The 12,280-nt window shown below is 72.2% G+C and carries 12 protein-coding genes; 1 reads left to right on the plus strand and 11 read right to left on the minus strand.

What is annotated here, in order from left to right:
- Positions 1–62: 62 nt before the first annotated feature.
- On the minus strand, positions 63–356 hold the full coding sequence (locus tag J2X49_RS12930; protein ID WP_205649682.1) for a YlxR family protein: 294 nt from the start codon (positions 354–356) through the stop codon (positions 63–65).
- 27 nt (positions 357–383) lie between these two features.
- Positions 384–1,373, minus strand: a complete 990-nt coding sequence (gene nusA / locus J2X49_RS00375) for a transcription termination factor NusA (protein WP_128190517.1) — start codon at positions 1,371–1,373, stop codon at positions 384–386.
- An 85-nt stretch (positions 1,374–1,458) separates the two neighbouring features.
- On the opposite strand from nusA, the gene J2X49_RS00380 reads away from it, so the two are divergent.
- Positions 1,459–2,940: an alanine/glycine:cation symporter family protein gene (locus tag J2X49_RS00380; RefSeq protein WP_310121154.1), complete on the plus strand. Its 1,482-nt coding sequence runs from the start codon at positions 1,459–1,461 to the stop codon at positions 2,938–2,940.
- A 4-nt stretch (positions 2,941–2,944) separates the two neighbouring features.
- On the opposite strand, the gene J2X49_RS00385 is transcribed toward J2X49_RS00380, so the two are convergent.
- From J2X49_RS00385 to ispG, 9 genes are read right to left on the minus strand one after another with little or no spacing between them, the layout of a single operon-like run.
- A complete protein-coding gene (locus tag J2X49_RS00385; protein ID WP_310121157.1) occupies positions 2,945–4,708 on the minus strand; it encodes a proline--tRNA ligase in 1,764 nt (587 codons plus the stop codon).
- Positions 4,709–4,736: 28 nt separating this feature from the next.
- Entirely contained in the window at positions 4,737–5,510 is a 774-nt protein-coding gene (locus J2X49_RS00390; protein WP_310121160.1) for a hypothetical protein, read from the minus strand.
- Positions 5,507–6,493, minus strand: coding sequence for a VWA domain-containing protein (locus J2X49_RS00395; protein ID WP_310121161.1), 987 nt, complete (start codon positions 6,491–6,493; stop codon positions 5,507–5,509). The genes J2X49_RS00390 and J2X49_RS00395 overlap by 4 nt, the downstream gene beginning before the upstream one ends.
- A complete protein-coding gene (locus tag J2X49_RS00400) occupies positions 6,490–7,479 on the minus strand; it encodes a VWA domain-containing protein (protein WP_310121163.1) in 990 nt (329 codons plus the stop codon). The genes J2X49_RS00395 and J2X49_RS00400 overlap by 4 nt, the downstream gene beginning before the upstream one ends.
- Positions 7,470–7,967, minus strand: coding sequence for a hypothetical protein (locus J2X49_RS00405; RefSeq protein WP_146357339.1), 498 nt, complete (start codon positions 7,965–7,967; stop codon positions 7,470–7,472). The genes J2X49_RS00400 and J2X49_RS00405 overlap by 10 nt, the downstream gene beginning before the upstream one ends.
- Positions 7,954–8,841, minus strand: coding sequence for a DUF58 domain-containing protein (locus J2X49_RS00410; RefSeq protein ID WP_128190692.1), 888 nt, complete (start codon positions 8,839–8,841; stop codon positions 7,954–7,956). Before J2X49_RS00410 ends, J2X49_RS00405 begins: the two co-directional genes overlap by 14 nt.
- Before the next feature lie 9 nt (positions 8,842–8,850).
- Positions 8,851–9,858, minus strand: a complete 1,008-nt coding sequence (locus J2X49_RS00415) for a MoxR family ATPase (RefSeq protein WP_246990692.1) — start codon at positions 9,856–9,858, stop codon at positions 8,851–8,853.
- A gap of 11 nt (positions 9,859–9,869) precedes the next feature.
- Positions 9,870–11,126, minus strand: a complete 1,257-nt coding sequence (locus J2X49_RS00420; protein WP_310121171.1) for an MFS transporter — start codon at positions 11,124–11,126, stop codon at positions 9,870–9,872.
- 1 nt (position 11,127) lies between these two features.
- A complete protein-coding gene (ispG, locus tag J2X49_RS00425; RefSeq protein WP_310121172.1) occupies positions 11,128–12,270 on the minus strand; it encodes a flavodoxin-dependent (E)-4-hydroxy-3-methylbut-2-enyl-diphosphate synthase in 1,143 nt (380 codons plus the stop codon).
- Positions 12,271–12,280 lie beyond the last annotated feature (10 nt).

Consider the following 12,280-nt stretch of genomic DNA (forward strand, 5'->3'; position numbering starts at 1 on the left):
TGTCCTGGTCCGCCCAGGACAGGGCGGACGATTAGCTGACGGGTCTCATTTCGAGCTGCTCATCAGTTGTCCATGTGCCGTTCATTCCTTCGGTCGGGGCTCGGGTCGAGCCCGTCCTGTGCCCATCGTGCGATGGGCGAGGTGTCCAGGTGCGGATGGCGCAGCGCCCGGGGAAGCGCGCGGAGCGCGCGTTCCGCGCACTGCTGCGTCGGATGCACCCATGCGCCTCGGCCGGGAAGCCGTCGATCGGGATCGACGACAGCCGCGTCGCCCTGCGCGACGATCCGCACGAGATGTGCGGGTTCAGTGCGCGCGCGACAGCCAAGACACGTTCGGATGTCCCCATCGTACCGCACGACACGCCCGGGACGCAGGGAGATCGCTCAGTCCTCCATGACGGAGTCGGGCTGGATGTCGATCTTCGCCCCCGTCAGCTTCGCCGCGAGGCGGGCGTTCTGGCCCTCCCGGCCGATGGCGAGCGAGAGCTGGAAGTCGGGCACGAGCGCCCGCACGGCCTTCGTCTTCTCGTCGAGCATGAACGCATCCGACACCCGAGCCGGGCTCAGCGCGCTCGCGACGAACGCGGGCAGGTCCTCGGAGAAGTCGACGATGTCGATCTTCTCGTCGCCGAGCTCGGCCTGCACGGCGCGCACGCGGGCGCCGAGCTCGCCGATGCAGGCGCCCTTGGCGTTGATGCCCGGCTGCGTCGCGCGCACCGCGATCTTCGACCGGTGGCCGGCCTCGCGGGCGATGGCGACGATCTCGACAGCGCCCGAGGCGATCTCGGGCACCTCGAGGGCGAACAGGCGGCGGACGAGCGACGGATGCGTGCGGCTCACCGTCACCTGCGGGCCGCGCTGGCCTCGCTCGACCTTCGTGATGTAGACGCGCAGGCGCTGGCCGTGCTTGTACTCGGCGCCCGGGACCTGCTCCTCGGGCGGCAGCAGCGCCTCCATGTCGTCGCCGAGCTTGACGTGCACCATGCGCGGGTTCGTGCCCTGCTGGACGACGCCGGCGATGATGTCGCCCTCGCGATCCTTGTAGGCGCCCAGCACCGACTCGTCGCTCTTGTCGCGCAGCGCCTGGAAGATGACCTGCTTCGCGGCGGTCGCGGCGATGCGGCTGAAGTCGTCGGTCGTGGCGATCGACTCGCCGATGCGGTTGCCGTCCTCGTCGAGCTCGGGCTCGTACAGGGTGACCTCGCCGGTCTTCCGGTCGACCTCGACGCGCGGCTGCGGCGCCGTCGCGTCGTGCTTCTCGCCCGAGCGGACGTGGGCTTGGAGGATCGCCTGCTCGATGATGCGGATCAGGTCGTCCGACGAGATCTCCCGCTCGCGCTCGACGGTCTTCAGCACGCTCAGATCGATCTTCACTTGTGGACTCCTTGTTCTGCTGCTCGCTCACGGCACGGGATGCCGACCGGCCATCCTACCGCGCCGGCGGCTAGTGTGGTCGCCCGTGGAAGCACTCGACGAACTGATCGTGACGGCCGGCGACTTCTGGTGGACGTGGATCGTCCTGCCCGTGCTGGCGGTGCTCGGCATCTACTTCACCGTCCGCTCGGGCGTCGTGCAGCTGCGGCTGCTCCCGGCGATGTTCCGCGTGCTGACCGACAGGACGCCGAAGGACCGCGACGGCAACGCGCAGTCGGTCTCCTCCTTCCAGGCGTTCACGATCTCGGCCGCGAGCCGCGTCGGCGTCGGCAACATCGCCGGCGTCGCGACCGCCATCGCGTTCGGCGGCCCCGGCGCCGTCTTCTGGATGTGGACGATGGCGTTCGTCGGCGGCGCATCCGCCTTCATCGAGTCGTCGCTCGCGCAGCTCTACAAGCACCGCGACGCCGACGGCTTCCGCGGCGGCCCCGCGTACTACATGCAGCGCGGCCTCGGGAAGCGGTGGATGGGCGTCCTCTTCGCCGTCATCCTGATCATCTGCTTCCCCTTCGCCTTCTCGTCGCTGCAGGCCAACACGATCGTCGCGACGGTCTCGTCCACGATCGGCACGGACGCCGAGTGGCTCCCCTGGGTCGTCGGCATCCTCGTCGCCGCCCTCACGGGCCTCATCGTCTTCGGCGGCGTGCGCCGCATCGCGAAGGTGACCGAGTCGCTCGTGCCCGCGATGGCGCTGCTCTACCTGATCCTCGGCATCATCATCGTCGCGATGAACATCTCCGAGGTGCCGCGGGTGCTCGGCGAGATCTACGCCGGCGCGTTCGGCTTCCAGCAGGTGGCGGGCGGCGCGCTCGGCACGATCATCATGCAGGGCGTCAAGCGCGGCATGTTCTCGAACGAGGCGGGTCTCGGCTCCGCCCCGAACGCGGGCGCCTCCGCCGCCGTCACCCACCCGGTCAAGCAGGGGCTCGTGCAGACGCTCGGCGTCTACTTCGACACCTTCCTGGTCTGCTCGATCACGGCCTTCATCATCCTCGTCTCGACCCCCGACCTCACCGGCGCCGAGGGCGGCATCGCGCTCACCTTCGACGCGGTGACCGGCCAGCTGGGCGCGTGGGCGGGCGTCGCGCTCTCGGTGATCGTCTTCCTGCTGGCGTTCTCGTCGATCATCGGCAACTACTACTACGGCGAGTCGAACATCGAGTTCATCACCGAGCGCCGCGCTGCCCTCACCGCCTACCGCGCGCTCGCGGTGGCGGCGGTGCTCGGCGGCTCGGTCGTGGCGACCGCGACCATCTGGAGCACGGCCGACCTGCTCATGGGCGTCATGGCGATCGTGAACCTGATCGCGATCGGCCTGCTCTCTGGCGTCGCGTTCAAGCTGCTCAAGAACTTCGACGAGCAGCGACGCGCCGGCAAGGACCCGGTCTTCACCCGCGACATGCTCCCCGAGGTGCAGGGCGTCGAGGTGTGGGAGAGCGTGGAGTCGGTCACCGGGCAGTGGGAGGCGCTGCCGGCCGACGAGGCCGGCCGGCACCCGCGCCGCTAGTCCGTCAGCGGCCGAGCGCCGCCTCGAGCTCGTCGATCCGCACCTGCTGCCGGTCGCCCGTCGCGCGGTCCCAGACGTCGACGAGGCCTGCGACGGCGTCGCGGCCGACGATCACGATCTGCGGCACGCCGATGATCTCGGCGTCGCCGAACTTCACGCCGGGTGAGACCTTCGGCCGGTCGTCGAGGAGCACCTCGAGCCCGCGCGCCTCGAGGTCGGCGACGACCGTCTCGGCGACCCGGAACGCAGCCTGGTCCTTGCCGGTGGCGACCACGTGCACGTCGAACGGCGCGATCTCCCGGGGCCAGATGATGCCCTTCTCGTCGTGCGACTTCTCGACGATGGCCGCGAGGTTGCGCGTCACGCCGATGCCGTACGAGCCCATCGTCACCGTGACGAGCTTGCCGTTCTGGTCGAGCACCTTGAGCCCGAGGGCCTCGGCGTACTTGCGGCCGAGCTGGAAGACGTGGCCGATCTCCATGCCCCGCTCGAGGGTGACCGGGCCGGAGCCGTCGGGCGCGGGGTCGCCCTCGCGCACGTCGGCTGCCTCGACCCATCCGTCGCCCGCGAAGTCGCGGCCCGCGACGAGGCCGAACACGTGCCGGCCGGGCTCGTTGGCGCCCGTGATCCAGGCGGTGCCGTCGACGACGCGACGGTCGAGGAGGTAGCGGATGCGCGTGGAGCCCTGCTCGCCGAGCACGGCGCCGGAGGCCGACCACGGGCCGATGTAGCCCTTCACGAGGCCCGGGTTGGCGGCGAAGTCGGTCTCGTCGGCGGCGGTGACCTCGGCGGGCTGGAACGCCACCTCGGCGCGCTTGTCGTCGACCTCGCGGTCGCCGGGGAGCCCGACGACGACGAGCTCCTTCGAGCCGTCGAGGTGCGTCAGGCGCAGCACGACGTTCTTCAGCGTGTCGGCGGCCGTCCACGGGCGGCCGTCCTCGCGGGGGAAGCGCGCGTTCGCGTCGGCGACGAGCGTCTCGATCGTGGGCGTGTCCGGGGTGTCGTGCACGACGGCGGCGGGCAGGCCCTCGACGGGCAGCGGGTCGGGGGCGACGGTCTCGAACGCCTCGACATTGGCCGCGTAGCCGCCCGCCGAGCGCACGATGGTGTCCTCGCCCACGGGCGTCGGGTGCAGGAACTCCTCCGACTTCGAGCCGCCCATGGCGCCCGCGTCGGCCGAGACGATGACGTACTCGAGCCCGAGCCGCCGGAAGATGCGCTCGTAGGCGTCGCGCTGGCGCTGGTACGAGGCGTCGAGGCCGGCGTCGTCGACGTCGAAGGAGTAGGCGTCCTTCATCGTGAACTCGCGCGCGCGCAGGAGCCCCGCGCGCGGCCGCGCCTCGTCGCGGTACTTGTCCTGGATCTGGTAGATCGTCAGCGGCAGCGACTTGTAGCTCGACACGAGGTCCTGCACGAGCAGCGTGAAGACCTCCTCGTGCGTCGGCGCGAGCAGGTGGTCGGCGCCCTTGCGGTCCTGGAGGCGGAAGATGCCGTCGCCGTACTCCGTCCAGCGGCCGGTGCGCTCGTACGGCTCGCGCGGCAGCAGCCCCGGGAACAGCACCTCCTGGGCGCCTGCGGCCGTCATCTCCTCGCGGATGACGCGCTCGATGTTGCGGCGCACGCGCAGGCCCAGCGGCAGCCACGAGTACAGCCCGGCACCCGCGCGGCGGATGTAGCCGGCGCGCAGCAGCAGCCGGTGGCTCGCGACCTCGGCTTCGGCCGGGTCCTCGCGCAGCGTGGTGAAGAAGAGCTCGGAGAGGCGGATCACCCTTGCGAGTCTAGGCGGCGCGCGAGGCTCACCAGGGCCGCTCGACGCCCGAGCCGCCGCCCTCCTGCTCGCCGCCCTCGTCGTACTGGTCCTGCTGCTGCTGCTCGGTCTGGGCGTCCTGGTTCTGCTCCTCGAGCTGCTCCTCGGGCGTCTGCGGCTCCTGCTCGCCCTCGCCCTCGCCCTCGCCCTCGCCGTCGCCGTCGCCCTCGTCGGACGACTCGTCCTCGATCTTCTCCTCGATGCGCGGCTGGGCGGCCTCGAACTGCGCCTGCGTGTCGGCCTCGCCCTCGCGCGGCTCGTCGAGGCACCCCTCGGGGAGGCCGTCGATGAGGGCGAGCGCCTCGCCGTAGAAGCCGTTCGCGGCCTGCGTGTCGTCGGCCTCCCGGGCGACATCGCCCTGCTTCTCGATCGCCGTGACGAGCGAGGCGACGATGATGCAGTGCTCGTGCAGCTGGACGGGCGTCTCCGGCTCGCCGTGCAGCTGCAGCGACTCCTCGATCTCGGCCCTGCCCTCCTCGAGCGAGCCGCCCATCACGAGCGAGACGCCCAGGTCGAACGGCGCCTTCCACGGCTCGATCCAGTTCCACAGCTCGAGCCCGCGGGCGGCCTCCGCGGCCTGGCCGTAGGCGCGGCCCTCGAAGCGGTCGATCGCCGTCTGCGAGAGCGCGTTGACGCTGATGAGCTTCGTCGACAGCACGAGCACGGCGAGCGCCACGGGGATGAGCCCGAGCATGAGCCACCACCGCAGGGTGCGGCGCTGCCGGTCGGTGAGCACGCGGCGGCGGATCCCCGGGAGCCTCATCGCGCCTCCTCCCGCAGGATGCCGCGCGTCGAGCGCAGCGAGCGGGCGAGGCTGAGCCCCTCCCAGGCGAGCAGCAGCGCGATGGGCCCGGCGAGCACCCACGCCACCTCGAGCCGCGCCTCCTCCGTGCGGTCGAGGTCGGCCTCCCCGTCGAGCACGGCCATGGGGCCGAGCGCGTCGGCGAGCGGCAGGCCCGGCTGCCGGTGGAGGTAGCTGATGCCCAGCTCATCGGCGATCGACTGCAGCTGCTGCTCGTCGATGCGGCTGATCGCGTCGCCGCCCGCCGGATCCTGCAGGTACGCCTCGTCGGTCGGGTCGAAGCTCGACACGCGCATCCGCCCGCCCTCCTCGGTGCCGTAGCCGAGCACGAAGCCGCGGTCCACGAGCCCGGCGGCGTCGTCGAACGACTGCGGCGGCTCCTCGGCGGTGTGCTCGCCGTCGCCGAGGTAGAAGACGATCGCGGGCGAGTCGGGCTCCTCGGCGGCGCTGCGCTCGAGCTCGGCGAGCAGCAGGTCGTGCGCGGCCGCGACCGACGTGCCGCGCGACTGCTGCGCGATCTCGGGCCGCAGCGCCCGCACCATCTCGATCACCGCGGAGCCGTCGTCGGTGAGCGGCACGCGCAGCGACGCGGTCGAGTCGAACGAGATCACCGAGATGTCGGCGCCCGCGAAGGAGCGCGCGATCTCGACGACGTCCTCCTGCATGCCGACGAGCCGCGGCTCGCTCCCCCAGTCCTCGGCGGCGACCGACTGCGACGTGTCGACCATCACGAACACGCGCGCCTGGATCGACGCGGTCGGCACCTCGCCGCCGGGGAGCGCGGGCCGGAAGGCCATCGCGACCGCGAGCGCCACGAGCAGCGTGCGGCGCAGCCACGCCATGCGCCTGCCCCGCGCCGCGACGAGCTGCCACGCGCACAGCGCCAGCAGCGCGACGCCGACGACGGCGACGAGCACCGGCAGGGTCGGATGGAACGTGATCACAGCCGCACCCTCCAGGCGATCAGGCAGACGCCGGCCACGAGCACGAGCACGACGAGCGGCAGGGCGCCCGGCCGGTCGACGACCTGGATCTGCGGCGGCGTCTCGATGTAGCCGGCCTCGATCGCGTTCACCCGGTCGACGATCTGCGGCACCGTCTGCGCGAAGTCGAGCGCGAAGTACGCGCCGCCGGTGCCCTCGGCCGTCTCGCGCAGCTCCTGCGAGTACTGGTCGCCGCCGAAGTCGAACGGGTTGATCGCGTAGACGCGCACCTCGTTGTCGACCGCGAGCTGGCCGGCCTGCGGCAGCGAGTAGATCTGCTGGCCGTTCACGACGTTGTCGGTGGCCAGGATGATCGATCGCGGCCGGTCGCTCGCCTCGAGGTCGGCGAAGTCGAGCACGCAGGAGGCGAGGCCGTCGCCGACGAGCGACGCGCCCAGCCCGCTCGCGGTGCCCGCGAGGTAGTTGAACTGCTCGTCGGGCCCGAGCGTGCCGTTCAGCGCCCGCACGTAGCGGCCCAGCTGCTCCTGGATGTAGTCGTAGTCGCTCGTGAGCGGGAACGCCATCACGCTCGACGCGTCGAAGATGCGCATGCCGACGCGCTCGCCGTCGAGCTCCGCGGCGATCTGCTGGTAGACGCCCAGGATCTCGGCGTCGACGTCGACCATCGAGCCCGACACGTCGAGGCACAGCACGATGTCGCGCTTGTAGTCGTCCTCCTGGTTCGCGTGCACGCCCGACGGCCGCGACGCGACCGTGCCCGCGACCGCGAGCCCGGCGATCGAAGCGACGAGGGCGCCGGCGATCCAGAGCCGGTAGCGCAGGAGCGCGCCGCGGAAGGCCGCGAGGCCCGTCATGCGGTCGACGTGGGCGACGGGCAGGCCGCGGTCGCGACGGCGCCGCGGCAGCACGAGCCCCACCACCACGAGGGCGATGCCGACCACGAGCACGACCGGCAGCACCCACGGCCACAGCAGCGTCACATCCACGTCGCCACCACCTGGCGGGCGGCGGCGATCGCCGCGTCCGGGTCGTGCTTCGCCGCGCGCCGGAACGACGACGGGTAGTACTGCTCGACCGCGCCCTGCACGGTCGGCAGGTCGGCCGAGCGCAGGTCGCGCAGCGTCATCACCTCGGCCACCACGCCCGTCGACTCGTGGGCGAAGAACCGCAGCACGAGGCTCAGCCGCTGCGCGAGGGCCCGCGGGTCGAGCTCTCCGTCGGCGTGCTCCTTGGCGACCTCGTCGATGAGGCCCAGGTACTTCTCCTTCACGCTCCGCACGTCGATCGGCACCGGCGGGGGCGGCGGCGGCTCGAGCAGGCCGCGCGGCCGGGTCCAGAGCCACGCGAAGGCGTAGGCGGCGAGCACGAGCAGCAGCAGCACGCCGCCGAGCACCCACCACGGCCCGTAGCCGAAGGGGCCGTACGTGTCGGGCGCCGGCAGGAGCGCGAGCGCCTGCGCGTCAGCGGCGCGCACGGCGGTGCCTCTCGAGCAGGCGGAAGAGGCTCCCGATCGCCGACGCCGAGGAGCCGATGCGCACCGACGCGATGCCGAGCGAGCGCAGGCCCGCCTCGAGGCGCTCGCGGCGGAGCGCGGTCTGCTCGTCGAACGCGCGTCGGAGCCCCCGGTCGCGGCGGAGGAACGGCGGCAGCCCGACGCCGGAGTCGACGCCGACGAGGTCGCGGTGGTCGCCGGCGCGCGCCATGAGGTCGGCGTCGCCGATCGACACCCACAGCACCTCGTGGCGGGCGTGCAGCCTGCCGAGGTGCACGTCGAGGTCGTGCGTGTACGCGAGGTCGTCGGCGATGACGACGATGAGCGAGCGCCGCCGCATGCGCCGCACGGCGTGCTCGAGCACGCCCTCGAGGTGCGAGTGCGGGCCGTCGAGGCCGATCGCGTCGTCGACGCGGCGCAGCATGCGCTCCAGGTGCGCCTCCGAGCCGCCCTCCTGCATGCTCTCGGTGCGCGACGCATCCCCCATCAGCAGCCCGACGCGGTCGCCGTGCCGGGTCGCGAGGTAGCCGAGCACGCCGGCGACGAGGATGGCGATCTCGCGCTTCGACTCCCCCGACTCGGCGGTCGCGGCCATGTTGCGGCCGGAGTCGACCACCAGCAGCAGCGTGTGCTGGCGCGACGCGATGTAGCGCTTGATGAGCGGCACGTGGCTGCGCGCCGTCGCCTTCCAGTCGATGTCCTTGACCTCGTCGCCCGGCTGGTACTCGCGCAGGTCGTCGAAGTCGTGGCTGCGGCCGTGGTGGATCGAGGCGTACTCGCCGTCGAGCAGCTCGAGGGTGCGGCGGTGCGCGTGGATCGACATGGTGGTCTTCACCTTGCGCAGACGTCGCTCCATCGACCGCTCCTACGGCGTGCGCACGGCGCCGAAGACGGCGTCGATGATCTGCTCGCTCGCGACGCCGTCGGCCTCGGCCTCGTAGCCGAGGATGAGGCGGTGGCGCAGCACGGCGTGGCGCAGGTCCTTGACGTCCTCCGGGATCACCCAGTCGCGGCCCTGCACGAGCGCGAGCGCGCGCGACGCCATCGAGAACGACAGCGAGCCGCGCGGGCTCGCGCCGTACTCGATGTAGCCCGCGAGCTGCGCCCCGATGTACTCCTCGGCGTGCCGCGTGACGTACATGAGCTGCACGACGTAGTTGGTGATCGCCTGGTCGACGTAGACGCGCTTCACGAGCGACTGCAGGAATCGCACGTCGTCGAGCGACGCGACCGGCCCGTCGTGGCCGCGCTCGAACACGCCGGTCTCGGCGCGACGCACGATCTCGGCCTCCTCCGTCGGCGTCGGGTAGGTGAGCACCTCCTTGAGCAGGAAGCGGTCGAGCTGCGCCTCGGGCAGCGTGTACGTGCCCTCCTGCTCGATGGGGTTCTGGGTCGCGAGCACGAGGAACGGCTCCGGCAGCGCGTGCGTCTCGCCGCCGATCGACGTCTGCCGCTCCTGCATCGCCTCGAGCATCGCCGACTGCGTCTTGGCGCTCGAGCGGTTGATCTCGTCGAGCAGCACGAAGTTCGCGTGCACGGGGCCGAGCTGCGTGCGGAAGTCGCCCGAGTGCTGGTCGTAGATCTGCGTGCCGACGATGTCGCTCGGCAGCAGGTCGGGCGTGCACTGGATGCGGTGGAAGGAGGCCGAGACCGAGCGCGCGAGGGTCGCGGCCGCGGTCGTCTTCGCGAGGCCCGGCACCGACTCCATGAGCACGTGGCCGCCCGTCAGGAGCGCGACGAGCAGGGAGCGCAGCAGCTGGTGCTGGCCGACGACGGTCGACTGGAACGACTGCTCGATCGACCGCACGATGGCCTTGGCGCGCTCGAGCTCCTCGGGCGTGATCGGGTCCCTGCCGGGGACTGCATTGGACACGCGGCGCTCCTTCAGTCGGTCGTGGGGGCTGTCGCCCCGGTCACGCTATCTGCTCGTGCTGAGCGGGTGGCGAGCACCGCCGCGACGGCGACCGTCGCGATCACCGGCAGCATCGCGAGGTTGAGCCCGCCGTAGCCCGCGAGGCCCAGCAGCGGGCCGGCGGCGGCGCCGGCTGCGGCGCCCGAGAGCCCCATCACGAGGTCGCTGCGGCCCTGGAGCGCGGGCCGCAGGCGCGGCTCGACGGCGGCGGCGACGAGCGTCGAGCCGGCGACCGTCGAGGCGCTCCAGCCGAGGCCGAGCAGCGCGAGGCCGACGGGCGCGAGCGCGACGGGCAGCAGCAGGTTGGCGAGCACCGCCAGCAGCAGGATGCCCGCACCAGCGAGCACCGTCGCCCGCGCCCCGACGCGGTCGGTGAGCCAGCCGAAGACGGGCGAGAGGGCGTACATGCCGGCCGTGTGGGCGCTCATCGTGAAGCCGATCACGCCGAGCGCCTGGCCGGCGTGGTCGAGGTGCACGGGCGTGAGCGCCATGACGCCCACCATGGTCGCGTGCGCCGCGGCGACCGCGACGACGGCGGCGAGGGCGCGCGGATGCGCCGCGAGGCGCAGGCGGGGAGCCTCGGCCTCGACCGGCACGCCCATGCGGCTCTCCAGCAGCGGGTCGGGCCGCAGCGACGACCACAGCACCGCCGCCGTCACCGCCATCGCGGCGGCCGAGATGACGTACGCCCCGACGAGGCTCGGCAGCCCCAGCGAGACGCCGAGCGCGTCGCCCGGCCCGATGAGGTTGGGGCCGACGATCACGCCGATGGTCGTCATCCAGACGACGAGCGCGAGGTCGCGGCCGCGACGCTCGGGCGTCGAGAGGTCGGTGGCGGCGAAGCGCGACTGCAGGTTGACGGCCATCGCGCCGCCGAGCACGAAGAAGCCCGGCAGCACGATCCACGGCGCGTCGAGCGCGCCGCCGACGGCGAGCGTCACGGCGCCCGCGAGCGCGAGCAGGGCGCCGGTGGTGAGCGAGACGCGGCGGCCGCGCCGCTGCGCGAGCTTCGCGAGCGGCACCGCGAGCGCGGCCCCGCCGAGCGTGAGCAGGGTCGCGGCGAGGCCCGCGAGCTCCTCGCGCCCGGTCACCTGAGCGACGAGCAGCGAGCCCACGCCGAGCGCGACGCCGTTCGAGAGGCCGCCGAGCGCCTGCGCGATCGACAGCACGGTGAGCGTGCGGCGCTGCGCGGGATGCGCCGCCGGCTGCTCCTTCGGCGCGGCCGTCACGTCAGACGGTGATGACTTCGGCCTCGCCCGCGGGCAGGCCCTGCTCGTCGGCGAGCTTGCGCGCCTCCTCGATGAGGGTCGCGACGATCTCCGACTCGGGCACGGTCTTCACGACCTCGCCCTTGATGAAGATCTGGCCCTTGCCGTTGCCCGAGGCGACCCCGAGGTCGGCCTCGCGCGCCTCGCCCGGGCCGTTCACGACGCATCCCATGACCGCGACGCGCAGGGGCACCTGCACGTCCTTCAGGCCCTCGGTGACGTCGTCGGCGAGCGTGTAGACGTCGACCTGCGCGCGGCCGCACGAGGGGCAGGAGACGATCTCGAGCTTGCGCTCGCGCAGGTTGAGCGACTGCAGGATCTGCAGGCCCACCTTGACCTCCTCGGCGGGCGGCGCCGAGAGCGAGACGCGGACGGTGTCGCCGATGCCCTCGGAGAGCAGGATGCCGAAGGCCGTCGCCGACTTGATCGTGCCCTGGAAGGCGGGGCCGGCCTCGGTGACGCCGAGGTGCAGCGGCCAGTCGCCGCGCTCGGAGAGCATGCGGTAGGCCTTCACCATCACGACCGGGTCGTTGTGCTTGACCGAGATCTTGAAGTCGTGGAAGTCGTGCTCCTCGAACAGGCTCGCCTCCCAGACCGCCGACTCGACGAGCGCCTCGGGCGTCGCCTTGCCGTACTTCTCGAGCAGGCGCGGGTCGAGGCTGCCCGCGTTCACGCCGATGCGGAGGCTCACGCCCGCGGCCTTCGCGCGCTTGGCGATCTCGCCGACCTGGTCGTCGAACTTGCGGATGTTGCCGGGGTTGACGCGCACGGCCGCGCAGCCGGCGTCGATGGCCTGGTACACGTACTTCGGCTGGAAGTGGATGTCGGCGATCACCGGGATCTGCGACTTCTTGGCGATGATGTGCAGCACGTCGGCATCGTCCTGGCTCGGCACCGCGACGCGCACGATGTCGCAGCCGGTGGCGGTGAGCTCGGCGATCTGCTGCAGCGTCGCGTTGATGTCGGTGGTCTTGGTCGTCGTCATCGACTGCACCGACACGGGCGCGTCGCCCCCGACGAGCACCTTCCCCACCTTGATCTGCCGGGTCTTGCGACGCGGCGCGAGCGTGAGCGGGGCGGGGCTCCCGAGGTTGATGGCTGCCATGGTGCAAGCC

Origin of the sequence: Agrococcus sp. BE272, from assembly GCF_031457935.1 — a bacterium.
In the GTDB taxonomy this organism is placed as follows: Bacteria; Actinomycetota; Actinomycetes; order Actinomycetales; family Microbacteriaceae; genus Agrococcus; species Agrococcus sediminis.

Excerpts from the sequence above, each read along its gene's own strand:
- J2X49_RS00410 (WP_128190692.1), bottom strand. The coding sequence starts at position 8,841 with ATGGAGCGACGTCTGCGCAAGGTGAAGACCACCATGTCGATCCACGCG.
- ispG (WP_310121172.1), bottom strand. The coding sequence starts at position 12,270 with ATGGCAGCCATCAACCTCGGGAGCCCCGCCCCGCTCACGCTCGCGCCG.
- J2X49_RS00390 (WP_310121160.1), bottom strand. The coding sequence starts at position 5,510 with ATGAGGCTCCCGGGGATCCGCCGCCGCGTGCTCACCGACCGGCAGCGC.